Source organism: Microbulbifer sp. ABF4_148 (genome assembly GCF_056158985.1).
Map to the genome: position 1 here is coordinate 276,166 of NZ_JBSWUI010000001.1, position 24,004 is coordinate 300,169.

The 24,004-nt window shown below is 60.4% G+C and carries 20 protein-coding genes and 2 tRNA genes; 2 read left to right on the top strand and 20 right to left on the bottom strand.

Annotated elements, in window-relative coordinates:
• Positions 1-4: 4 nt before the first annotated feature.
• The 7 genes from rpsF to rnr all read right to left on the bottom strand — a co-directional run bounded on the left by rpsF (position 5) and on the right by rnr (position 7,877).
• Positions 5-451: a 30S ribosomal protein S6 gene (rpsF, locus tag ACXAD0_RS01130; RefSeq protein ID WP_475086507.1), complete on the bottom strand. Its 447-nt coding sequence runs from the start codon at positions 449-451 to the stop codon at positions 5-7.
• 301 nt (positions 452-752) lie between these two features.
• Positions 753-2,060 (bottom strand): tetratricopeptide repeat protein, encoded by a 1,308-nt coding sequence (locus tag ACXAD0_RS01135; protein ID WP_475086508.1) that lies wholly within the window; start codon positions 2,058-2,060, stop codon positions 753-755.
• Between the two features lie 64 nt (positions 2,061-2,124).
• Complete coding sequence (locus tag ACXAD0_RS01140; RefSeq protein WP_475086509.1) at positions 2,125-2,673, bottom strand: hypothetical protein; 549 nt, start codon at positions 2,671-2,673, stop codon at positions 2,125-2,127.
• A 90-nt stretch (positions 2,674-2,763) separates the two neighbouring features.
• Positions 2,764-3,486 (bottom strand): zf-HC2 domain-containing protein, encoded by a 723-nt coding sequence (locus ACXAD0_RS01145; RefSeq protein ID WP_475086510.1) that lies wholly within the window; start codon positions 3,484-3,486, stop codon positions 2,764-2,766.
• An 18-nt stretch (positions 3,487-3,504) separates the two neighbouring features.
• Complete coding sequence (locus ACXAD0_RS01150) at positions 3,505-4,077, bottom strand: RNA polymerase sigma factor (RefSeq protein WP_475086511.1); 573 nt, start codon at positions 4,075-4,077, stop codon at positions 3,505-3,507.
• Positions 4,078-4,388: 311 nt separating this feature from the next.
• A complete protein-coding gene (rlmB, locus tag ACXAD0_RS01155) occupies positions 4,389-5,144 on the bottom strand; it encodes a 23S rRNA (guanosine(2251)-2'-O)-methyltransferase RlmB (RefSeq protein ID WP_475086512.1) in 756 nt (251 codons plus the stop codon).
• A gap of 3 nt (positions 5,145-5,147) precedes the next feature.
• The gene (gene rnr, locus ACXAD0_RS01160; RefSeq protein ID WP_475086513.1) at positions 5,148-7,877 is read right to left on the bottom strand and encodes a ribonuclease R; all 2,730 of its coding nucleotides are present in this window, start codon (positions 7,875-7,877) and stop codon (positions 5,148-5,150) included.
• Between the two features lie 259 nt (positions 7,878-8,136).
• On the opposite strand from rnr, the gene ACXAD0_RS01165 reads away from it, so the two are divergent.
• Together ACXAD0_RS01165 and ACXAD0_RS01170 are read left to right on the top strand one after the other, a co-directional pair.
• Positions 8,137-8,223 (top strand) — tRNA-Leu (locus ACXAD0_RS01165).
• A gap of 162 nt (positions 8,224-8,385) precedes the next feature.
• Positions 8,386-8,472: transfer RNA gene (locus ACXAD0_RS01170), tRNA-Leu, on the top strand.
• A 63-nt stretch (positions 8,473-8,535) separates the two neighbouring features.
• On the opposite strand, the gene ACXAD0_RS01175 is transcribed toward ACXAD0_RS01170, so the two are convergent.
• From ACXAD0_RS01175 to ACXAD0_RS01235, 13 genes are all read right to left on the bottom strand, one after another.
• On the bottom strand, positions 8,536-9,762 hold the full coding sequence (locus ACXAD0_RS01175) for a lytic murein transglycosylase (RefSeq protein WP_475086514.1): 1,227 nt from the start codon (positions 9,760-9,762) through the stop codon (positions 8,536-8,538).
• Positions 9,763-9,895: 133 nt separating this feature from the next.
• The gene (gene trhA, locus ACXAD0_RS01180; protein ID WP_475086515.1) at positions 9,896-10,582 is read right to left on the bottom strand and encodes a PAQR family membrane homeostasis protein TrhA; all 687 of its coding nucleotides are present in this window, start codon (positions 10,580-10,582) and stop codon (positions 9,896-9,898) included.
• 266 nt (positions 10,583-10,848) lie between these two features.
• On the bottom strand, positions 10,849-12,171 hold the full coding sequence (locus ACXAD0_RS01185; protein WP_475086516.1) for an adenylosuccinate synthase: 1,323 nt from the start codon (positions 12,169-12,171) through the stop codon (positions 10,849-10,851).
• A 51-nt stretch (positions 12,172-12,222) separates the two neighbouring features.
• The gene (locus ACXAD0_RS01190) at positions 12,223-13,407 is read right to left on the bottom strand and encodes an ATP phosphoribosyltransferase regulatory subunit (RefSeq protein ID WP_475086517.1); all 1,185 of its coding nucleotides are present in this window, start codon (positions 13,405-13,407) and stop codon (positions 12,223-12,225) included.
• A gap of 159 nt (positions 13,408-13,566) precedes the next feature.
• Positions 13,567-14,436, bottom strand: coding sequence for a protease modulator HflC (gene hflC / locus ACXAD0_RS01195; RefSeq protein ID WP_475086518.1), 870 nt, complete (start codon positions 14,434-14,436; stop codon positions 13,567-13,569).
• A 12-nt stretch (positions 14,437-14,448) separates the two neighbouring features.
• The gene (hflK, locus tag ACXAD0_RS01200) at positions 14,449-15,597 is read right to left on the bottom strand and encodes an FtsH protease activity modulator HflK (RefSeq protein ID WP_475086519.1); all 1,149 of its coding nucleotides are present in this window, start codon (positions 15,595-15,597) and stop codon (positions 14,449-14,451) included.
• 117 nt (positions 15,598-15,714) lie between these two features.
• Positions 15,715-17,013, bottom strand: coding sequence for a ribosome rescue GTPase HflX (gene hflX, locus ACXAD0_RS01205; RefSeq protein WP_475086520.1), 1,299 nt, complete (start codon positions 17,011-17,013; stop codon positions 15,715-15,717).
• 134 nt (positions 17,014-17,147) lie between these two features.
• The gene (hfq, locus tag ACXAD0_RS01210; protein WP_475086521.1) at positions 17,148-17,426 is read right to left on the bottom strand and encodes an RNA chaperone Hfq; all 279 of its coding nucleotides are present in this window, start codon (positions 17,424-17,426) and stop codon (positions 17,148-17,150) included.
• 178 nt (positions 17,427-17,604) lie between these two features.
• Entirely contained in the window at positions 17,605-18,528 is a 924-nt protein-coding gene (gene miaA / locus ACXAD0_RS01215; protein WP_475090280.1) for a tRNA (adenosine(37)-N6)-dimethylallyltransferase MiaA, read from the bottom strand.
• Positions 18,529-18,622: 94 nt separating this feature from the next.
• Positions 18,623-20,500: a DNA mismatch repair endonuclease MutL gene (gene mutL / locus ACXAD0_RS01220; protein WP_475086522.1), complete on the bottom strand. Its 1,878-nt coding sequence runs from the start codon at positions 20,498-20,500 to the stop codon at positions 18,623-18,625.
• Between the two features lie 43 nt (positions 20,501-20,543).
• Positions 20,544-21,851, bottom strand: a complete 1,308-nt coding sequence (locus tag ACXAD0_RS01225) for an N-acetylmuramoyl-L-alanine amidase (protein WP_475090282.1) — start codon at positions 21,849-21,851, stop codon at positions 20,544-20,546.
• 51 nt (positions 21,852-21,902) lie between these two features.
• A complete protein-coding gene (gene tsaE, locus ACXAD0_RS01230) occupies positions 21,903-22,388 on the bottom strand; it encodes a tRNA (adenosine(37)-N6)-threonylcarbamoyltransferase complex ATPase subunit type 1 TsaE (RefSeq protein WP_475086523.1) in 486 nt (161 codons plus the stop codon).
• A 21-nt stretch (positions 22,389-22,409) separates the two neighbouring features.
• Positions 22,410-23,891 carry an NAD(P)H-hydrate dehydratase gene (locus tag ACXAD0_RS01235; RefSeq protein WP_475086524.1) on the bottom strand — a complete coding sequence of 494 codons (1,482 nt, stop codon included), beginning with the start codon at positions 23,889-23,891 and terminating at the stop codon, positions 22,410-22,412.
• Positions 23,892-24,004: the final 113 nt, after the last annotated feature.

Sequence of the window (24,004 nt, forward strand, 5' to 3'; positions counted from 1 at the left end):
CCCCTTACTCTTCGCTTGCGGCGTTATCGGAAGACTGCTCTTCCTTGGACTCGGCAGGAGCTTCAGAACGCTCGGAACGCTCACGGCGCTCACCACGCTCGGCGCGGGCAGCTTTACGCTCGCGGCTCTCTTTCTCCGCCTTCATGATCGGGCTCTCTTCACTGATGGCTTCGTCTTCGCGAATCACCAGGTTACGCAGCACCGCGTCGTTGTAACGGAAGTTGGTGGTCAGCTCTTCCAGAGCCTGCTCGGAACACTCAACGTTCATCAGAACGTAGTGAGCCTTGTGGATCTTGTTGATCGGGTAAGCCAGACGGCGACGGCCCCAGTCTTCCAGACGGTGAACTTGACCACCGCTGTCTTTGATGGAAGCGGTGTAACGCTCCACCATGCCAGGTACCTGCTCGCTCTGATCCGGGTGGACCAGGAATACAATTTCGTAATGACGCATTTTTGCTCCTTACGGGTTAAACAGCCTCCCGGATATCCGGTGAGGCAAGGAGTACAACAGAAACCACGCACAAACGGGTCCCATTGCGGGCGGCGTATTCTATGCACTTGCGTAACTGGTTGCAAGTTGATCGATTTGGGACGGAAGGGCCCACAGTCAGAAACATGACCGAAGAGAACAGAAGGGTCATAAAAGCGCAGAATCGCGGGGGGCCGAGCCTCGATACCGGGGTACTGCGGGGCGGGGTCCCGAGGGTCAGCCGTCGAAGGAGGGGCTGCGTGGTCACGCAGCCCCTGTGGGATCAGAAGGTATAGCTGACACCGAGGCTGAGCTCGGATTTGTCATAGGAGTAGACGTCATAGTTGTCGTCGTTGTTGAGATACAGCCACTTGCCGTCGATACGCAACCGGGGGGACAGGTGTACCTGTGAGCCTAGCCACGTTCGCCAGCGGTCGCCGGCTCGCTGCTGGGTTTTTACGGTGCCGTCAATGTCGGTGAGCCGGTTGGTACCGTCGTATACGCTGCGACGATACTCAGCGCCCAGCGACATCGACCAACCCGGCATGAATCCCCAGTCGAGCTCGCCGCCGAAGCTGTGCCGGGTCGGCGAATAGCTGTAGTAGTCCCCCGCGGTACTGGCGAGGTCGGCGCGGTTATTCAGGTCAAAGCGGTAATAGGTATTGATATCCACCCCCCACAACGGCTGCTCCCAGCGGGTTTCAATCCGCTGCCGCCAGCCATCCAGATAGGCGTAATTGTCGGCGCCACTGTAATAGGCGGGGATATATGACAGCGATAGCCGGCCGCTGCCAAAATCCTGGCGCAGGCGCCCCACCAGCTGCCACTGGCGGCTCAGGTTGTCACCCCCAAGGAAGGCGGTTTCTGCGGCACCGCCGAGTTCGATACGCCAGGCTCGCCAGGTCAGGTCGCGGGACAGGGCAATACTGCCGCTGGTGAGATTCAGGCTGTCGAGATCACTGTAGCGCCGGCCGAAACCGTAGCCGTGAATTCTCCAGCCGTCATCGGCATCACCGCTCAACTGGTACTGGCCCCACCCGAACAGTTCGGTGAACGTATCCGCCCCGGCCGAATCATCAACCTGTAGCTCACTCTGCAAGGAGTAAGCGTTGTCGTCGTATCCTGCCGCCAGGCTCGCGACAGCCAGCCAGGGCTTGGTGTCGACCTGAGCTTCACTGCGCGCCAGGGTAAGTAGCCGGCGGTCCGCCAGCGCGCGCAACTTGTCCGGTGCAGCCTCCTCTCGCACCATGCGATAGTGTCCAATCGCGACCTGCTGGCGACCGTCCTTCTCTGCAATATTGCCCAGATTCAACAGGGCCAGATGTCGCCACTCCGGCTCTTTCAGCAATCGCCGGAATTCGCGTTCCGCGGCCGCATAACGCCCCAGCTTGTGTAACGTAACCCCGATGTTGTAGGTCAGGCGCGCACTGCTGTTGTCGCGACGCTGCTCGCGATAGAGCAGCAGCGCCTGCTCATAATCCCCCTGTTTGAATGCGCGGGCCGCATCACCCGCTCCGGCATCGACTGTGGCAGATCCCATTGCCACAACAACGGCCATGACTGAAGCCATTCCCTTGACTGTACTACGCACTGCACTTTCCTCTAAACCACCATGACGACCACTGCTGCAGGGTTACCCTGCGAGGAACAACGCACTAGCTCTCACCGGGCTCTTTGCGTGCGTTGAGGGCTTCCTCAATCAATGCGTCGAAGTTGTCCGGTAGTTCGTCGAGTACATCCTGGGGCAGGTTCTCGAGAATATCGCGCGTCATATCCTCTACGATGCCCTCTATTTCCGCACCGGAAAGTGCGTTTTTCAGGGCATCTTCCACCGCCTCACGGGCGATGGTGGCGGCTTCCTGCGCCGATGCATTGGCGGTGTCCATTTCCGCCAGTGCATTCATCGCCGCCTCATTGCTGCGGGTCACAATCTCTTTTACGTAGGCTTCGACCTCCTCGCGGGATTCAAATCTGCCAGTTTCCATGGCGTCCGCCATCACGCTCTCAAAAGCGGCACTGTTCTCTATCAGGTCCCTCACGTCCTGGGGCAGTTCGATATTATTCAGGAGCTCACTGACATCCTGCCCCTCTTCCACGACCGTCATGGTGATATCCAGGTCGCTCGCCTCCACCTGCGCGAGGCAGTTACTGCCGACGGTGGCAATCAATAAACCCAGCGCAATCCCGTTGATCTTCGACTTCATTGCAAATACCTCTCTCGAATGTCGAACCAAGCAAAACAGTTCCAGACGCGACGGGAACACGACAGCTCCCGACACCTTGTTAAAAACGCATTAAATTTTCTGCAAACGCTCGCCGTGCGCCTTCTCGATGACTTCCGGCGGAGGCGGCTGCGGCACAGGCAGGCGCAAGCGTTTGCTGTCGCCCTGATGTTCAATCTCTATCAGGATTTCACCGCCATGCGCGCCAGGCTGTCGACGCAATGGCAGTTCGAGTCGATTGGATCCCGCCACGATATCCGCCTGCCACTCAAGCGCGCGCCGGCCGCCGTAACCGTCTAATAAAAGGTGCGGTGGCAGCTCGATACGAATGGTCGCGCCTTCGAGCGCCCTGGCACTTTCGAGTACCACACTGACAGTCTGGGAGACTTCCCGCGGCCCACTCTCCGCCAATGGTGCACCCATTCCAGCAGACTGTCCGGGCTGCACCGGCACGGAGGCCGACACCGGGACTTCGCGTGTCTCTTGGGAAAACGGCAGCATGACAAGCACGGTCAGCAGCACAGCGGCGGCGGTTGCGAGCGGCCATAGCGCAGGGCCTGCGGAGATCTCTGTCGGTCGACTGCTATTCAACGCCCGCTGCAGGATTCTCTCTTCCCGTGTGGGATCCGCGGCGGGCCCGGGCGAGCTTTGCAACAGTGTGATCAACTGCTGATCGCTGGCGAAGGTACGGCAACGCTCACAACCCGCCAGGTGGGCGCGCAGTAATGCATTTCTGCGCAGCGGCCTGGCCTGCAGTAATTGCTGTGCCTGCTCACAATCCATCGCTCTGCCCATCGTGTTACTCCATACCCTTTAACACGCCCGCGATTCGGAAACGGTTCCCGCTTCAAGCACTTTTTTCAGCTGTTTTCGCGCCCGGTGCAGGCGGGATTTCACCGTGCCCACATTGATATCGAGAATTTCTGCCACCTCGAGCACCGTATACCCCTCCACATCGTGCAGCAGCACGGCGTCACGCCATCGATCATCCAGCTGCAGCAGCGCCCGTTCCAACGCGTGACGCAACTCCATCTGGCCCGAGCTGCCTTCCATCACATCATGGTCATGCTCGATGCAATAAAGCTGTTCGTCCCATTCCAGACTGGTATCGATCGGGGAACGACGGTCTTTGCGATAGAGATCGACATAGCGGTGGTAGAGCACCTTTACCAGCCACGGGCCAAGCCGATCGACACTCTGGACTTCATCGAGACGGGGCACCAACCGGGCCAGGACATCCTGAACCAGATCTTCTGACTCACTCGCGTCCCCGGTCCATCGAAAGGCCATTCGAAAAAGGGAATGAATATGCGGCCGCACCAGACGCGCGAATTGATCTTCGCGCGCAGCGGGCCCGTGAAACAATCGAGATAGCCAAGCACTCATTTCGCGCTTCCTCTGCATCATCCGGGCGCGAGCATCGCAGATTGCGCTCACGAAGCGAGCGCGGCGATGAAAGGACCTGCAGACCAAACGCGCGGCCTGCGGGCATCGCATGTCCGATTTAATTTAGCAGTCGCGCGGCGACACGAAGGAGAATGGCGCAGCCGACTTTGGCAAACTGCGATCTGGTGCCAACCGCGTCGCGCAAAGGGTCCGAGCGGAGCGTGTTGAAGGGAATTGGAGAGCGACGGAGAGTCGTCGGGAATTGAGAGCGGGACCCCAGGCAATGCGCTTGCCGGGTCCCGTCATCAGGTTCAGGTGGAACGCTGGCGTACCGCCTCGAACAGGCACACACCGGTGGCAACCGAAACGTTCAGGGAACTCACCTCGCCCGCCATGGGAATCTTGATCAGGTGATCGCAATGTTCACGGGTGAGGCGACGCAAACCACTGCCTTCGGCGCCCATGACCAGCGCCATCGGACCCGTCAACTGGCTCTGGTAGACATCTTGCTCGGCCTCTCCGGCCGCACCGTAGATCCACACACCCGCGTGCTGCAATTGCTGCAGCGTACGGGCGAGATTGGTCACCGTCACAAACGGCAAGACTTCTGCCGCACCGCAAGCCACCTTGCGCGCGGTGGGCGTCAACCCGGCGGATTTGTCCTTGGGTGCAATCACCGCATGCACGCCGGCGGCTTCTGCGGAACGCAAACAGGCGCCAAGATTATGGGGATCGGTCACGCCATCCAGCACCAGCAAAAACGGCGCGTCGCCGCGCTGCTCCAGCTCACCCAGCAGCCCCTTGAGAAAGCTTTCATCGTAAACCCGGGTATCCCCGACACACAGGGCCAGGACACCCTGGTGATTCCCTTCATCACCGACCTTTTCATCCAGTGCACGCCGGTCCACATAGCGTACCGCAATCGCATTTTTTTCCGCCTGACGCAGGATTTTCTGCAAGCGCTGGTCTTTGCGGCCGCGCAACAGGAGCAGCTGTTGCACCTGTTGCGGAGAACTTTTCAACAGCGCCTGCACTGCGTGCAGACCGTAAACAAGTTGTTCAGTCACGATTTATTTCTTCTTCCTGCCCTTGGCGGCGGTGTGCTTTTTGCGCGCCTTGCTCTTGGGCTTGGCACTCTTGGCTTTTGCCTTTGCCGCCTTGTGTGCCGCCTTGCGCGCTGCTACGGCAGGTCGCTTGCCGCCCTTGCGCGTTGGTGTGCGGCGCGGGCCACGCTTGCGTTGCGGCGCTTCCTCGGTCGACGCCTCCTGACGTCGCTCCGTCTCAATCTCGCGCTCAGAGGCATCAATCTCTACCTCAACTGTCTCACCACTGGTGACATTGCGCTTGCGAATAGGGCGCGGTTGCGGCGTTATCTCCCCCCGCTGCTGCCAAGGATTCTTGGCGGCACGACCACTCTTCTTCTCTGGCGCATCGGTTTCGCTGTCGCCGCGCCGGTTTTTACCGCGACGCTCGCGCTCCTGCTGATGCTCCACCGCCAGCTCCATGGCCCGCGGACTCACAGAAGTCACCGCCGGCCGCGGCTGCAAAGATTCCAGGGTGAAGTCCACCTTGCGCTCTTCCAGGTCGACACGCGCCACCTGGACCTGCACCGAATCTCCCATGTGATAGCGCTTGCCGGAGCGCTCACCGACCAGTCGCTGGTGCGCCTGTTCGAAGTGGTAGTAGTCCTTCGGTAACGCCGTCACATGTACCAGACCCTCGACATAGAGGTCATCCAGCTCGACGAATAGCCCGAAACCGGTCACCGCACTAATGACGCCGGGGTAAACCTCGCCGACGTGATCCTGCAGGTATTCACACTTGAGCCAGCTCACGACGTCCCGGGTCGCGTCGTCAGCGCGACGCTCGGTCATCGAGCAATGCTCGCCGAGCTGCACCATCGCCGGCATGTCGTAGGGCAGGATGGCCTCGCGCGGGATAGCACGGGCGCCGGCCACACTGTGCACATGCGGCATGACAACTCTTTCATTGGCGCTGCCATTGCGCACCAGCCAGCGCAATGCACGATGCAATAACAGGTCCGGGTAACGGCGAATCGGTGAAGTGAAGTGCGCGTAGGCGTCGTAATCGAGACCAAAATGGCCGCGATTTTCCGGCTGATATACCGCCTGATTCATCGAGCGCAGCAGCATCATCTGGATGATGTGGGCATCCGCACGCCCCTCTACCTGCTCCAGCAACAGTTGGAAATCTTTCGGCTGTGGCTCACTGCCCCCCGCCAGGCGCAAGCCCAGCTCACCGAGATATTCGCGCAGGTTGGAAAGCTTTTCTTCTTTCGGCGTGTCGTGAACGCGGTAGAGGGCAGGCAACTCCGACTTTTCCATCATTCGGGCTGCACACACGTTGGCGGCCAGCATGCACTCTTCAATCAGTTTGTGCGCGTCATTGCGTTGCACCGGCACAATGCGTTCAATTTTGCGCGCGGCATCAAACAGAATACGGGTCTCTGTGGTTTCAAAGTCGATGGCGCCGCGGCGATCGCGCGCACCGCGCAACGCTTGATACAGATCGTGCAGATTGTCGAGATGGGGCACCAGTGCCGCATGCTGTTTACGCGACCCGCTGTCCCGGTTGTCCCGCTCCGCCAGCATCTCGCCAACCTGGGTATAGGTCAGGCGCGCATGACTGCGCATGACACCCTCGAAAAAACGAAAGTCGCGGATCTGACCCTGGGGATCGATGTGCATCTCACACACCATACACAGGCGATCCACCTCCGGGTTCAGGGAGCAGAGCCCGTTGGACAGTTTTTCCGGCAGCATCGGCACAACAAAGTCCGGGAAGTACACGGAGTTGCCGCGACTATGGGCTTCCTCATCCAGTGCCGTACCCGGGCGCACATAGTGGGATACATCAGCGATCGCAACCAGCAGCCTCCAGTCGCCATCCGGCGTCAGCTCGCAGTAAACCGCATCGTCAAAGTCACGCGCATCTTCCCCGTCGATGGTCACCAGAGGCAGGGGGCGCAGATCGACACGGGCAAGCTTGTCCTCTTCCTCCACCTCTTCAGCGATGGCGTCCACTTCTGATTGCAGCGCTGCCGGCCAGATATGGGGAATACCGTAATTGCGGATGGCGACATCAATTTCCATCCCCGGCGCCAGGTGATCACCGAGCACCTCGCTCACCTCACCTTTCGGCAAGCTGTCGCGGCTGGGCTGGGTGACGATATCCACTACCACGTATTGGCCATGGGCCGCGTCGCCGGTCTTGTCTTCCGGCACCATGATATCGACATTGATGCGGGGGTTATCGGGACGGACAAAGCAAATTCCGCTCTCGCGGTACAACCTGCCGGCCAACTGCTGAGTATTGTGCTTGAGTACGCGCACGACAGCGCCTTCGCGCTTGCCACGATAACCGCCGGGGGTCTCGCGCACCAGCACTTCATCCCCGTCAAAGACTTTGCGCATCTGGCGGTGGGACAGGAACAGGTCGTCACTGCCGTCGCCCGGGGAGACGAAGCCAAAACCATCGCGATGGCCGATGACACGACCACGCACCAGGTGCATTTTCTCCAGCACACCGAAGTCGCCGGCCCGGTTGCTGGCAATCTGGCCATCCCGGGACATGGCAATCAGGCGGCGGCGAACACCCTCGCGCCGGTCGTCATCGTCAATGGCGAGGAGATCCGCCACCGTTTCCCAGGCGACAGGTTCGCCCTGCTGTTCCAGCAGCTGCAACAGGTACTCGCGGCTGGGTACAGGTTTTTCATATTTTTCCGCCTCGCGCGCGGCATGAGGGTCGGCAGCGTGGCTGGCGGGTATCTTTTGGGTCAAAACAGCATCCGTTGTCGAAAGGGCCGCCTATTGGCCGGCGGCGTCCGGGGCGGGCCCGGGAAAATGATTCTGCGACGCGGGTCGGTGAATACCGGCGTGACAATTACCGGCGGTTTGGTCGCATCTGACAGGCAGTATAAGCGATTTCCGCGCATTTCCCGACTGGCAAAGGCAAAGTGGAAAAAAGCGGCAGGAGCCCGTTGACACCCCCCGACCAAATCTCTATAGTTCGCGACCTCAACGGCACACGCTGTTGAATGCCCAGGTGGCGGAATTGGTAGACGCGCTAGCTTCAGGTGCTAGTGACCGCAAGGTCGTGGAAGTTCAAGTCTTCTCCTGGGCACCATATTCCGAAAGGCCGACTCGCAAGAGTCGGCCTTTTTTCGTTCTGGGACCCTCAGCTTCTTTAATCTCCCCGTCCCGGCCGGGCAGCCAGTCACAAACAACAATTGACTCTGACACGGATTTCTCTATAGTGCGCCACCTCAGCGGCACACCGTGTTGCTTTGCCCAGGTGGCGGAATTGGTAGACGCGCTAGCTTCAGGTGCTAGTGGCCGCAAGGCCGTGGAAGTTCAAGTCTTCTCCTGGGCACCATCTTTATAAAAAAGGCCGACTCTCGAGAGTCGGCCTTTTTTGTTTTATCGCCGCGACCGCGATTTACTTGTGCTTGCGCAACTTGTCCAACACTTCCTTACTGGGGAAAGCCTGCACCTCCAGTCCGGCTTTCTTTTCAAATGCCGCAATCGCCTTGCGTGTTGCCGGGCCAGCCTTGCCGTCAACCTCCCCGTCATAGAAGCCCTTCTGCTTCAGCAACCGCTGCAGCTCTTCGACCTGCTTGCCACTAATCGGGGTAAACGGACGATACCAGTCTTTCACCAACCCGCTACCACCACCAATCTGATCCGCCAGCAGTCCCACTGCGGTCGCATAGCGGTCGGAGTTGTTGTAGCGCTTGATCACAAAAAAGTTCTTCAACATCAGGAAGGCAGGGCCGTTGCGACCATCAGGTAGTTTCAGCTCGGCCTTATCGCTGGTGCGCGGGAAAGGTTTGCCATTGGCGCGTTTCACCCCGAGCTTTTCCCACTCGGCGATACTCAGTTTGCCGCCGGGCAACTTGCGATCGGGAATCGTCACTTCATAGCCCCAGGTTTCACCGGTACGCCAGCCATTCTGCTTGAGGAGGTTAGCGGCGGTAGCGAGTGCGTCGGGCACGGAGTTCCAAATATCCCGCTTGCCGTCTCCATCCATATCCACCGCATAAGCCTGATAACTGGTGGGGATAAATTGTGTGTGACCCATTGCCCCGGCCCAGGAACCAGTCAAGTGCCCCTCGTCGATATCACCGCTTTGCAGAATTTTCAGTGCCGCGAGCAACTGCTGGCGACCGAACTTGGCGCGCTTGGGATCAGCATAAGCGAGGGTTGCGAGTGAGCGGACCACACTGCGCATAACTTTGTCGTTATCCAGAATGGCGCCAAAACTGGATTCAATCGACCAGATGGCCAGCAGGATATTGCGATCTACACCAAAGCGCTGCTCGATTCGGTCGAGCCAGGTATGCAACTCTTTCTTCTTTGCCTGACCTCGCTGCACTGCGCGCTTCTGCACCCGGTTGTCGAAATACTGCCAGACCGGTGCCTTGAACTCTGGCTGGTAGTTCGCCTTGTCGAGCACCCACTGATCAGGCGAATCCACCCCTTTAAATGCCTTGTCGAAAACCTCCGGGGAAATCCCCTGCTTCAATGCGGTCTGGCGAAAGTCTTTTTTCCAGCGCTCAAAGCCGGGGTCGGGCGTGTCTGCAACCGATAGTACCGGTGCGCAGACGGCGAGCAGTGGGATCATCAAAATGGGAATCAGGCGCGACAACAGCGGCAAGCCAAACATGGCAACTCCTGGAACTCTGGGATGCTCGCACAAGGGTAGAGCCAGTTGCGGCAAACGGAAAGCCCGATTGCCGGGAGTGTGCGCCACTGCCAACCCGAATTGTGGACCAGGCCGTCAGCGGCCATCACCCGGTTCAGGGAATGACGTATAGCAATACCGCGAAGTAGTGAAGGATCGCGCCGGCAAGTACAAAGACATGCCAAATGGCATGATGAAAGGGCATGCTGCGCCAGAGGTAGAACACGATCCCGCCGGTATAACAGAGACCGCCAGCCAGCAGCAGCCACAGGCCACCCGTAGGCAAGTTCTCCAGCAGGGGACGGGTTGCCAATACGACCACCCAGCCCATCAGTGCACTCAGGGTGATCGACAGGGCGCGGTACTTTTTCAGGGAGGTAAACTGGATCGCCAGTCCCAACACCGCCAACCCCCAGATCAAACCGAACAGCCACCAACCCCAGGAGCCTAGCGCAAAACTCGCATCGCGCAGGGTAACCAGCGTGTAAGGCGTGTAGCTGCCGGCAATCAGCAGGAAGATCGACGAATGGTCCAGCGTCCGCAATGCCTGTTTGGCACGGGGCTCGCTGATACTGTGGTACAGGGTCGAGGCACCAAAACAGAGAATCAGCGTCGCCGCGTAAATGGCACAGCTGACGATATGCCAGGCATCGCCCCGCAGGGCGGCAAAACCGCACAACACACCCAGCCCCGCGATGGCCAGCACCGCACCAATGCCATGGGTGACGCTGTTGGCAATTTCCTCGGCAAAGCTATAGCGCGGCTGGCGCGCCTCAACAGTCTCGGACGGAGTAGCCGACATGATGACCTCGAGCAGGGGTTTTCGGTGAACAACCACAAAATTGTGACTGAATGAGTTAATTCAGTCCTATCATGCAGTGCTCAAAAACTGAGCGCAATGAACATTTGCGACCAACAATCCACTCCCCGAGAGGACGGGTCATAAATGAAATCGTCAACCGTAGACAACGCGATCTACCGTTCGCCGGAAAAACCTATAGAGAGGAAGAGAGAAGGGAGAGACGAGTGGAGAGAGGCGACCGACGGGTGCCGGCCGCCCACCAGGCATTACACGCTGGGGTTATGGATACCCATCTCACACAATGCAGATGAGGCGCGTACGATGGTCTCGTTGCGGTCGGGGCCCGTCGAGACAATATCGATTGGCGCCCCCACCAGCTCTTCGATACGTGCAATGTAAGCGCGCGCGTTCGCCGGCAAGTCTTCCTCGCGGCGCACACCAAAGGTGTTGTCGCTCCAGCCAGGGACACTTTCGTACACCGGCTCGACACCTTCCCAGCCCGCCGCATCGAACGGCACCGGTACTTCTTCACCGGCACTATTGCGGTAACCCACGCAGATTTTCACTTCCTCGAGACCGTCGAGTACGTCCAGCTTGGTCAGGCACAGGCCCGAGATACTGTTGATGCGAATGGCGTGGCGCACTGCCACGGCATCGAACCAACCGGTACGACGCTGGCGACCGGTGGTCGCGCCAAACTCGTGACCCTTTTCGCCGAGGTGACGGCCGACTTCGCAGTCGAGCTCGGTCGGGAAGGGACCGCCACCCACGCGGGTGGTGTAGGCCTTGGTAATTCCCAAAACATAATCCAGGTAAAGGGGGCCAAAACCAGAACCGGTCGCCGTGCCGCCGGCGGTGGTGTTGGAAGAGGTCACAAACGGGTAGGTACCGTGATCGATATCCAGCAGAGACCCCTGGGCGCCTTCGAACAGGATGTGGTCGCCGCGCTCACGCGCGCAGTGCAGGATGTCTGCCACATCGGCGATCATCGGTACCAGCTGTTCGCGCCAGACTTCTGCTTCCTTGAGCGTCTCTTCATAGCTGACCGGATCTACCTTGTAGTACTCGGTCAGAGCGAAGTTGTGATATTCGAGCAGCTCTTTCAGCTGGGCGCAGAAGCTGTCCCAGTTGCACAGGTCACCCAGACGCAATCCGCGACGAGCAACCTTGTCTTCATAGGCAGGGCCGATGCCACGGCCGGTAGTGCCAATGGCTTTCGAGCCGCGGGCTTTTTCGCGCGCCTGATCCAGGGCCACGTGCACCGGCAGGATCAGCGGGCAGGCCGGAGACAGTCGCAGGCGATCGCGCACCGGGACATTCTTTTCAGCGAGATCACCCATTTCCTTCAGCAGCGCTTCCGGGGAGAGCACCACACCATTGCCGATCAGGCAGGTCACCGAAGGACGCAGGATACCGGAGGGAATCAGGTGCAGGACGGTTTTTTCGCCGTCAATGACCAGGGTATGACCGGCGTTGTGGCCGCCCTGAAAACGCACTACCAGAGAAACCTTCTCGGTCAGCAGGTCGACGATTTTGCCTTTGCCTTCGTCGCCCCACTGGGTGCCCAGCACCACTACATTCTTGCCCATTTGCGCAATTCTCGCTGTTAACTCAGTAAATCTTAGCTATTGAGGAACCGCTCAGGAGAGCGGACGTAAAATCCAGTCGTCACCCTGGCGCACCAACTCGCGATCACAGCGATCGCGCAGCTCCTGTGAGGTGTCTCCACTCAGGTCAAACACCACCACCTCGCCTCTGTTGCGCAATTCGCTGACCTTTTGCCAGAGCGCATCGTCTTCCTGGGCGGGCGCCAGCACCGCACCGGGCTCGGGCCGGATACCGCGCCCCAGAGTGTTCAGCGCCACCAGGTCGCTACTGAAACCGGTGGCAGCTCGATCTCGGCCGAACACTGCGCCAATACCGTTATAGCGACCGCCGTTGGCCAGCGCCTGGCCGTGTCCGGGGGTATAGGCGGCAAAGACGAGCCCTGTTTCGTAGTCGTAACCGCGCACCTCGCTGAGGTCGAAAAAGAGCTCAACCGCAGGATAACGGCGGGAGAGTGCCGCGGCGACACGCTGCAGGTCATCGAGTGCCTGCAACAGGGGCGCGGGAGCACCACTAAAGGCTTCGCGAGCGTGCTGGAGACAGGCCTCATCGCCAGCCAGTTTTGGCAGCGCGCGCAGCCAGGTGGCTGCAGCCTCATTCTCGACATTGCATTCGACCCAGCGGCTGACATCGGCACTGGCCTTGCTCTGCAACAACGCGAACAGCTCCTGCTGCTGGTCACTGTCGAGGCCAGCGGCTTCAGCCAGGCTGCGATAAATGGCTACATGGCCGAGGTCCAGGTGAATGTGCTTTACGCCAGCGCAATCCAGGCTCTCCAGCATCAGGGAGATGACTTCGATGTCGGCTTCCAGGCCGGGCACACCGTATAGCTCGGCACCCACCTGGATCGGCGCGCGGGACCCCATCGCTGTACGTGGCCGGGTGTGCAGAACCTGTCCGGCATAGCACAGGCGGTTGGCACCGGAACGGGGGAAACTGTGGGCATCGATGCGCGCGGTCTGCGGCGTGATATCCGCGCGGATACCCAGGGTGCGACCACTCAACTGGTCGGTAACCTTAAAGGTGCTCAGCTCGATATCCCGGCCCATGCCAATCAGGAGAGAATCGGTAAATTCCACCATTGGCGGTATCACCAGCTCATAGCCCCAGTGATGGTACAGGTCCAGAAGGTCTCGGCGCAGGGTTTCTATCTGCTTGGCATCGGCGGGAAGGATTTCCGCAATGCCCTCGGGCAGCATCCAGCGATCGGCTCGGCTCATGGTTAAATCAGGTGCTTTCCAGGACAGTAACCGCCCGGATGAACCCGGATGCGGTCGCACAAAAAAACCGGGCGGCGCCCGGTTTGCGTGATTTTACCACTAAGTGGCCGCGCAGCGGTAGGGGCCGCTCACGCGGCCCGCCAATCGCGCGACCCGGCCTTACTGGCCCTTGGGATCTTTCAGGTAACGGAAGAACTCGCTGTCCGGGTCGACCACCAGCATCGACTGGTCCTGGAAGCTCTCGCGATAGGCCTGCAGACTCCGGGTAAAGCTGTAGAACTCCGGGTTCTTGTTGAAGGCATTGGCATAGATCGCCGCTGCTTCCGCATCACCGGAACCGCGCAGCTCTTCGGCTTTACGATAGGCTTCGGCCTCAATCACCACTTTCTGGCGATCGGCGTTGGCACGAATCCGCTCACTGGCTTCCTGGCCCTTGGCGCGATGGTCACGTGCCTCCAGCTCTCGGCCGGCACGCATCCGCTGGAACACCGATTCGGATACTTCCGGTGGCAGATCGATCCGCTTGACGCGGACGTCAATCACATCCACCCCCAGGCTTTTTTGCGCAGCCTCGTTCAGGTTCTTGGTGATCTCGGCCATCAACTCATCGCGCTGGCCACTGACCACCTCGTGCAGATCGCGCACACCAAACTGGTTCCGCAGGCGGTTATTGACCTGTTCCGACAACAGTCGCACCGCATTGCGCTCGTCACCACGGGTGGCGATGTAGTAGCGGCTGACATCGGAAATACGGAACTTGGCGAAAGAGTCCACCATCATGAACTTGTTTTCGCTGTTCAGCATCCGTACCGGCTGTGAGTCCACGGTCTGGATACGCGCATCGAATTTACGCAGTTCATGCACCAGCGGAATCTTGAAATACAGCCCCGGCGTATAGTCGGCGCGCACCAGCTCACCAAAGCGCAGCAAGACTGCTTTCTCGGTTTCCTTGACCACAAAGGCACTGGAGGCAAAGACCAGCACACCCAGTACAGCGGCCGCAACGATAATCATGGATTTGTTATTCATGCTTCACCTCCCTCAGCGTACTTCGCGGGCGCGACGGTTATTGGCGGCTTCCTGGCGCAGGCGGTCGACCACGCGCTGGTACACCTCATCCACGACATTCGAACCGGCTTCAACACTCGGTGCCGCGCGCTGGGTACTTTGCTGGGTCATCCGATCCAGCGGCAGATACATCATGTTATTGCCGCCCTCGACGTCGAGCATGACCTTGGAGGAGTTGGACATCACATCCTGTACAGCATCGAGGTACAGGCGCTCGCGGGTCACTTCCGGCGCACGCTCGTACTCGGCCAGCAGCTTATCGAAGCGAGCCGCCTCACCGCGGGCACTTTCGACGACGCGGGACTTGTAAGCTTCCGCCTCTTCCAGCATGCGCTGCGCCTGACCGCGGGCCACCGGGATCACCTGGTTGGAGTATGCCTGTGCTTCATTCTGCAAACGCACCTCATCTTCCCGAGCTCGCACCACGTCATCAAACGCGTCCTGCACTTCGCGCGGGGCCTTGGCATCAGTGAGGTTCACCACATCAACCCGGATACCGGTCTGATAGAGGTCGAGGTACTCCTGCAGGCGCTCCTGCGTATCTGCGGATACCTGGGTACGATTCTGCGAGATAACGCCATTCAAACTGGTGGAACCCACCACATGGCGCAGGGCGCTGTCCGTGGCCTGTTGCAGGCTCTTGAGCGGGTCGCGTACACGCAATACGTAGGACTCTGCATCGTCCACATGCCACTGAACCTGCAGTACCACATCCACAATGCTCGCGTCTTCGGTCAGCATCTGCCCGGTGGTACGCTCAGTCCGTACCTCGGTCATGTTGACGATATCTTTGCTATCGATAAACAACGGGCGCCAGTGCAGACCGGCCATCTTGGTGTCGTGATACTTACCGAGGCGCATGATCACCGCGGATTCGTTGGCATTGACCTGATAGAAGCCAAGCAAACCATACAGTACGGCAGCGACCACCAGCACCACTGTCCAGGGGAAACTACCGCCAGACTGCCCGGCGCTGGCACCACCACCCGAACCACCAAACAAACCGCTCAGCTTTGCCTGAAGCTTGCGTAAAAGCTCATCCAGGTCCGGCGGGCCATCATTGTTGCGGTTACCACCGCCCCAGGGATCTTTGTTATTACCACCCGGTTCGTTCCAGGCCATCGATCTACTCCAACTGTCTGCGTGAATTTGGGAACTGTTATCTGCGGCACTTCGCTCGACGGGCGAAAAGCGCTTCCCCGAGGCGGGATTTTAGCACTCTTCTGCCCCCGACTGCCGTCACTCTGTCACTTGCCACTGCGGCCTGTCGTCTCCTTCCCCGAACGGTGCCAGCAAACGCTGGAAATCACTCCGGGGTAACAACAGCTGCAGTGTGCAGTCGCCATTGTCAGCATATGCTTCCTGCTGCACGGCATTAATTTCGTACAACTGCGCGCGCAAGCGCGCCTGGGCGGGCTTCAATGTCAGGAACCCCCGCACCATCTGCTCTCCGAGGCGCTCAGCAATGGCCTCGATCAACAGGTCACAACCGGCACCCGTCGCAGCAGACAACCACACGCCAACCGGCACGCCGTCGGCATTGCGGTCAATCCCCGGCTCGCGATCCTGCAACAGGTCAATCTTGTTATACACCATCAGCTGGGGCAACTCGGCGGCACCGATCTCTTCCAGCACCAACTGCACTTCTTCCTGTAAATGCAGCCGATCGTCTGCCGCAGCGTCAACCACATGCAACAACAAGGTGGCATTGGCCGCCTCTTCCAGGGTTGCACGGAACGCCTCCACCAGGCGGTGTGGCAAGTGGGAGACGAACCCCACCGTATCGGCCAACACCATTGCGCCGACACTCGGCAGCTCTACCCGGCGCATGGTCGGATCCAGTGTGGCGAACAACTGGTCCCTGACATATACGCCGGCATCGGTGATCCGGTTGAATAAAGTGGACTTACCAGCGTTCGTGTAGCCCACCAGCGACACCGTCGCGACCTCTGCGCGGGAGCGCGCGCGGCGCCCCTGCTCTCGCTGGCGCCGTACTTTATCCAATCGTTTTTCGATCGAATCAATACGCGCCCGCAGCAATCGACGGTCCGTTTCCAGCTGGGTCTCACCGGGGCCGCGCAGGCCGATACCGCCCTTCTGGCGCTCCAGGTGGGTCCATCCCCTTACGAGGCGTGTGGACATATGACGCAGCTGTGCCAACTCAACCTGCAGCTTACCCTCATGGGTCCTGGCCCGCTGGGCAAAGATATCCAGGATCAGACCGGTGCGATCCAGCACCCGACAGTGCAGTTCGCGCTCGACATTGCGCTCCTGGCTGGGGGAGAGGGTATGGTCAAAAATGACCAGTTCAGCGCCATGCTCTTTGACCTGCCCCTGGATTTCCTCAAGCTTGCCGCGTCCCACGAAGGTCTTTGGATCTGGCGTGGCGCGTTGGCCAAATACAAACGCTACCGGATCGGCACCAGCAGAGAGGGCCAATTCTTCAAACTCTCGGGGATCCTCAGGGCTATCGATGGCAGATAGTTCAAGGTGCACCAGCACTGCCAGCTCACCGGACTCGGGTCGATCAAAAAACAAAGGGATTTCTCATGCGTAGCTGGGGGTACCGAAGCAGCCCCGCAAAGACGTGTACAGCAACCCGGGGTATATCGCCCCCAGGGCAAAAGCCCCGGTAAACCGGGGCTTTGAATTTGCGATCCGCGCGATCTTCCTCAGGAGAAGCTTTCGCCTTCGCCACCTTCACCGCCAGCGCCCTGTTGCGCAGCCGGGTTTAGCAGCGGCACGCGCACCGCCCGGGAAGGCACAACGGTGGAAATGGCGTGCTTGTATACCATCTGGCTTACGGTGTTTTTCAGTAACACCACGAACTGGTCAAAAGACTCGATCTGTCCCTGGAGCTTGATGCCATTTACGAGATAGATAGAAACCGGGATTCGCTCTTTGCGCAAAACGTTGAGGTAAGGGTCTTGTAAGCTGTGCCCTTTTGACATCTTTTTTCTCCTTGTCAAAAGCTGAAAGCCGTATGCAGGCCGCCACCGCGCTCGCGAACTCCGCGGGCTAAAAGACGATAACGGTTGAATACGCGTTATAAAGTTGGGACGAAAATCCGTACCCAGTAAAAACTGACTGAATGGGCCCCCTTTGGTTACCCACAGACGTTATGGCTGCTCAAGGCAGAAATTTCAAGGCTTCAGCCAATAAATCGTCAATTTTGCGCGGCGTGCCGCGTGAATCCTGCGTGCAAATACGCGTCAGCCCGGCCCAGCGGCGCAGCCAGGTCAACTGCCGCTTGGCCAGCTGGCGGGTCGCGGCAACGCCCGCCTCCACCATCGCATCGTAGTCCAGCTCTCCCTCGAGGTACTGCCAGACCTGGCGATAGCCGACCGCACGGATCGCCGGCAGGTCCTCGTGGAGGTCGCCACGGGCACGCAGCCCGCGCACCTCCTCGATAAAGCCCTGCTCCAGCATGCGCTGAAAGCGCAAAGCAATTCGCTCGTGCAACAGTTGCCGGTCGGCTGGCACCAGTGCCAGCTGGATGACGTCATAGTGATCGCGCACAGACTCGCCACCCTGCTCCTGGCGCAGCGCCGACAGGGGGCGCCCGGTAATCCGGTAGACCTCCAGACCCCGTTCAATACGGGCCGAGTGGTTCGGATGGAGCTCGGCAGCCAGCTCGGGATCCACGCGCGCCAACTCCCGATGCAATGTCGGCCAACCCTCCCGTTGCGCGCGCGCTTCAATCTCGGCGCGTATTTGCGGATCTGCCGAGGGCAAATCAGCCATTCCCTCCAGCAGCGTGCGGAAGTACAGCATGGTCCCTCCCACCAGCAGCGGGATCCGGCCAGCGGCCGAGATCTCGGCCATCGCCGCGAGCGCATCGCGGCGAAACTGCCCGGCGGAATACGCTTCCGCAGGATCGCAGATATCAATAAGACGGTGGGGATAGCGTGCAAGTTCCGCGGGACTGGGCTTGGCGGAACCGATATCGAGCCCTCGGTACACCAGCGCGGAATCGACGCTGACCAGCTCCACGGGCAGATGGTCGGCGATCGCCATCGCGAGGTCAGTCTTTCCCGAGGCCGTGGGGCCCATCAGGAAAATCGCGTGCGGCTTGCTCTCTGTCGACGCGGCCGGCCCGGCGCCATCAGCTGACTGGTTCAAACTTGGATATCCTCGGGTGGCCTGCTCACTGGCCCCGCATAAACCACTTATCCATATCGGCGAGGGTGACCTGGGTCCAGGTCGGGCGGCCGTGGTTACACTGGCCACTGCGCTCGGTCCGCTCCATGTCGCGGAGTAGCGCGTTCATTTCGGGAACGGTGAGTTTGCGATTCGCCCGCACCGACCCATGACAGGCCATGGTACCCAGCACCTCGTTGATGCGCTCGCCAATCCGGTCACTGCCGCCCTGCGCCAGCAGGTCAGCGAGGACATCGCGCACCAGCTGCTCGACCTCGGCACCGTGAAGCATCGTCGGCACCTGTCGTACCAGTAAAGTTTCCGGGCCCGCCCGCTGCAATACAAAACCCAGCGCCGTAAACACTTCACTGCGCTCCTCAAAGCAGTCCGCTTCGCGCTGGCTCACCGCCAGGCTCACCGGTACCAGCAACGGCTGCGCCTGGATACCGCCCGCCGCATGGGCGGCTTTCATCTGCTCATAGACAATGCGCTCGTGGGCCGCGTGCATGTCGACCACGATCAGGCCATGACTATTCTGCGCCAGAATATAAATACCGTGCAGCTGCGCCATCGCATATCCCAATGGAGGGGCATCCCCTTCAGCAGGCTTGTCGTCCAGCGCGCCGGCCATCGCCGCTGACTCGGCGACACCAGGCGCCGCCGCCGGCTGGTGCAGCTGCCCGTAGCCGGCCATTTGTGCGGGCACATTGAGAGAAGGCACCGACGGCTGGTACCCCCCCGGGGAAGCCGCGGGCTCCCGCGTCGGCGCAAGGGGTATGCTGCCCTGGCCGCCGAATTCGCCCGCCTGCACACCGCTCACCTGCGGCGCCGGCGTCGGCTCCAGAGGCGCGCCCTCCTCGGACCCGGAGCGGTCGCCGGGGCGAACCGATGCCAGGGCCCGATGCAAACTGCCGAACAGGAAGTCGTGCACCAGCCGGCCATCCCGAAAACGCACTTCATGCTTGGTCGGGTGCACGTTCACATCGACTGAAGCCGGATCCAGTTCCAGATAGAGCACGAATGCCGGGTGGCGGCCGTGGTAAAGCACGTCGGCGAAGGCCCGCCGCACAGCGTGGCTCACCACCTTGTCGCGAATCGCACGGCCGTTGACATAAAAGAATTGCAGGTCCGCCTGGGAACGGGAGAAGGCCGGCTCAGCCACCCACCCCCACAGACGCAAGCCGCTGCGCTCCACATCGATATGCAGGGCGTTTTGCATAAATGCCGGGCCGCAGACCTGTGCGACGCGCCGCTCCATTTCCACCCGACTGCTACCGGCACGCAGGTTGTGCACACTCTTGCCGTTGTGTCGCAAGCTGATCGAAACCTCGAAATGGGAGAGCGCCAGCCGCTTGATGGTTTCATCGACACGATTGAATTCGGTCTTTTCCGTGCGCAGGAACTTGCGCCGTGCCGGCGTGTTGAAGAACAGGTCACGCACGTCCACCGTCGTGCCACGCGGGTGTGCCGCCGGCACAACCTGCGCCTGCATATCCCGGCCTTCGGCGCTCACCTGCCAGCCCTTGCCAGATTCGTCGCGACTACTGGTCAGTGCCAGCCGCGCAACGGAGGAAATACTCGCCAGTGCCTCGCCGCGAAAACCGAGCGTGGCGACTGCCTCGAGGTCCTCCAGCGCATGGATCTTCGAGGTGGCATGGCGGGCCAGCGCCAGTGGCAAATCCTCCTGGCTTATGCCCTTGCCGTTATCGCGCACCTTGATGCGCTTGATGCCGCCATTGTCGATATCCACTTCCAGCCGCGTTGCACCCGCATCGAGACTGTTTTCCAGCAACTCCTTGATCACGGATGCCGGGCGCTCGACCACCTCACCGGCCGCGATCTGGTTGGCCAGCCTGGGGGACAATTGCTGGATTTTATCGTGCATAGCTTTACAACTCGCCGGCCCGTGCCGGCCCTGAAAAATGGATTCAGCCGGATGGAATGGTCAGCGTCTGGCCGACACGGATCACGGAATTACGCATACCATTGACCGCCTTCAGTTTGGCGACGGATACGTTATAGCGCGCGGCAATCGCCGACAGGGTGTCGCCGCGAACAATGGTGTAGTTCTGGGGCGCGCGATCGCGATTGGCGGCGAGCCAGGTACCGGCGGGAGGGCGGCTGTTGAAATGCGCCACAATGCCGTCACTGATCTGCTGCGCCATCTTGCGCTGGAAAGCGGGATCGCGCAGGCGCCGCGCTTCCTGCGGATTGGTAATAAACCCGGTTTCCACCAGGATGGAGGGGACATCCGGCGAACGCAGCACCGAGAAGTTGGCCTGTTCCACCTGCTTCTTATGCAGATGGGTCACTTTGCCGATGGCATTGAGGACATTTGCCCCGACCTCCAGACTGTCATTCATGGTCGCCGTCATCGACAGATCCAGCAACACACCAGCCAGGGTATCGTCTTTGTCATCCAGGCTGAGGCCACCGTCACCCCCGATCAAGTCGGACTCATTTTCCCGCTGGGCGAGGAATCGTGCAGTTTCACTGGTCGCACCGCGGGAGGAAACCGCATACACACCGGCGCCCCGGGCATCCTTGCGGGTAAACGCGTCTGCATGGACAGACACAAACAGGTCGGCGCGCATGGCACGGCTCTTTTTGACGCGCCCACGCAGGGGGATGTAATAGTCCCCGGTGCGGACCAGTTTGGCGGTGAAGCCGCGACGTGCGTCGATACTTTTTTTCAGCTGGCGACTGATGGCCAACACCACGTCTTTCTCGCGCAGGCCACCCGGACCGAGCGCCCCAGGATCTTCCCCGCCATGCCCGGCGTCGATGGCAATGACCACATCGCGCTCACGACTGACCGTCTGCAGTGTTTTTTCCTGGGTCTCGACCTTGTCGTAGAGGTCGATCACCAGGCGATCGGGCAACTCCTGGTGGTGCTTCAGGGCAAAACTGCGCGGATTCACCTGCTGTTTGAGATCCAGCACCACGCGCAGGTCATCTTTGTTCTGGCGCGCATAGCGCACCTGGCGAATCGGGGTATTTTCCAGCACCAGTTGGTCCAGGCTGGCGGCCAGGCGCGCGTCACTCACATCAATGACAACACGATGTGGCTGACTGAGGGTAAACAGCTTGTGCTCCGCCGGCCCACTCAGGTCAAACACCAGGCGGGTATGATCCGGCGCACGCCACAACCGCACGCTCTCGACGTCCGTCGCCAGCGCCGGAACACCCGGCAGCGCGAGCACAAGGCAGAGAAACAGTCGCCAGTAGCGATTCATAAACATGCCCCGTCCGTTGTTATTGTTCACGCGTAGCCCGCCCATTGTGCCCTACTGTTGCAACTGCCGAAATGCATCCAGCACCGCCTCACCCCGTTCCGAGCCAGCCTCGACGTGCAACACGCGACCGGCCAATGGCACCTCCAAACGAACCTGGAGGTCCGCCACCGGCAGGACGCCGTCACCGCGCTCGGGCCACTCGACCAGGCTCAGGCAACCCGGGGCGAAGTAATCCCGGACGCCCATAAATTCCAGTTCTTCTGGGTCACCCAGCCGATACAGGTCAAAGTGATAGACGCTGTATGCACCCATCTCATAGGGCTCCACTAGCGTATAGGTCGGACTTTTGACCGCCCCCTGATGACCAAAGGCGCGCAGCACACCGCGACAGAAGGTCGTCTTGCCTGCACCGAGTTGTCCGTCCAGGTACACCGTGAAACCGCGTGTCAGACCACTCGCCAGCGCCGCACGACCGAGGGTCTCCCCCGCTGCCACGGTGGCCTGCTCATCAGCGAGTTCCAGTTGCCAGTGTTTCATTCACCCACGACCATCAACGTTTCAATCTACCAGTTTGCGTACCCAGGGCAGCAAATCCGTCGCCAGCAACCCGCGCTGGCCATCCGCCGCTGCGCGATCCGCCGCAGTCCCATGCAGCCAGACCGCCAGTCGCGCCGCCTTTATCGGGGACAAGCCCTGCGCCAACAATCCCGCCAGAACACCGGTGAGCAGATCCCCCATGCCACCGGAGGCCATGCCCGGATTACCGGCGTTGATCAGGTCAACACCACTGTCCGAAGCAATCAGGGTGCCGACACCTTTGAGTATCACCACCCCGCTGAATTTAGCCTGAATAGCCTGCGCGGCCGCGCGCGGGTCGGCTTTCACATCTTCAATATCGCATTGCAGCAAGCGGGCAGCCTCACCGATGTGTGGCGTCATCACCCAGTCCGGACGCTGCATCCCCGCGAGGACACGCCCCCCGGCGAGAATATTCAGCGCATCGGCGTCGAGTACTACCGGCACCTCGGCACGCGCAGCGCGCGCCAGCAACTGTTCCCCCCAGGGATCACGGCCGAGCCCCGGACCCACTGCGATCACACTCGGTCCTTCCACCAGCGGCTCCAGCTCCTGACCGGAGATCACTGGATGCGCCATCACCTCGGGACAACGGGTCAGCACCGCCGGCAGGTGCTCGGGACGGGTCGCCAGGGAAACCAAACCGGCACCGGTGCGCGCGGCTGCCTCGGCGGCCATCATTGCCGCACCGCCAAACCCCCGGTCGCCACCGACCACCAGCACGTGGCCAAACTGGGTCTTGTAGCTGTCAGCCGCACGTTGCGGCAGGCGTTCGATACTATCGCCGCAGTAACGCTGGGCCAACGGTGTCTCTTCGAGGTACACCGATTCCGGCGCGCCAAGCCCGTCAAACACAACCTCCCCCGACAGTGCCCCGCCGCGCCCGGCATACAGGCCGAGCTTGCGGCCGATAAAGGTGACTGTGACATCCGCATCCACGGCCTGATCCGCCGCGCCGGTATCCGCATGTACCCCCGAGGGAATATCCACCGCCAGCACCGGACCGCTGGTTTTGTTGATGCGCTCAATGGCCGGCGCAATCGGGTCGCGCAGCTCGCCACTAAAACCGGTGCCGAGCAGCGCATCCACCGTCACGGTGGCCGCGTCCGCAGCGTCCATCGCGGCGAGCGAGGTCACAATCTGGGCGCCCTCGCGCTCCGCATAGCGATAGGCCTCCAGCGCATCACCGCTGAGCTTGCCCGGATCAATGCAGGCATAGACCGTCACGGGAATTTGCCGCTGCGCCGCAAGGCCGGCAATCACGTAACCGTCCCCGCCGTTGTTACCACCACCGCAGAACACCTGTAGACGACTCACTTCCGGCCAGCGCTGCTGCAGCTGAACAAAAGCTGCGCGGCCAGCACGTTTCATCAGGGCCAGCGACGGGATTTTGAGAGCGGCGATGGTGTGCTGATCCAGCGCGCGCACACTGGCGGCGCTATACAGAGGCTGGGGGATTTCCATTCGGCTTCCGTGTATGGTCATTTTTTAAACTGTGGCAAAATAGCCGCGCCTACCTGCGCGCGATGATCGATATCGCTGCGCGCAAGTATACCCGCGCAGGCGCGCAATTTGTT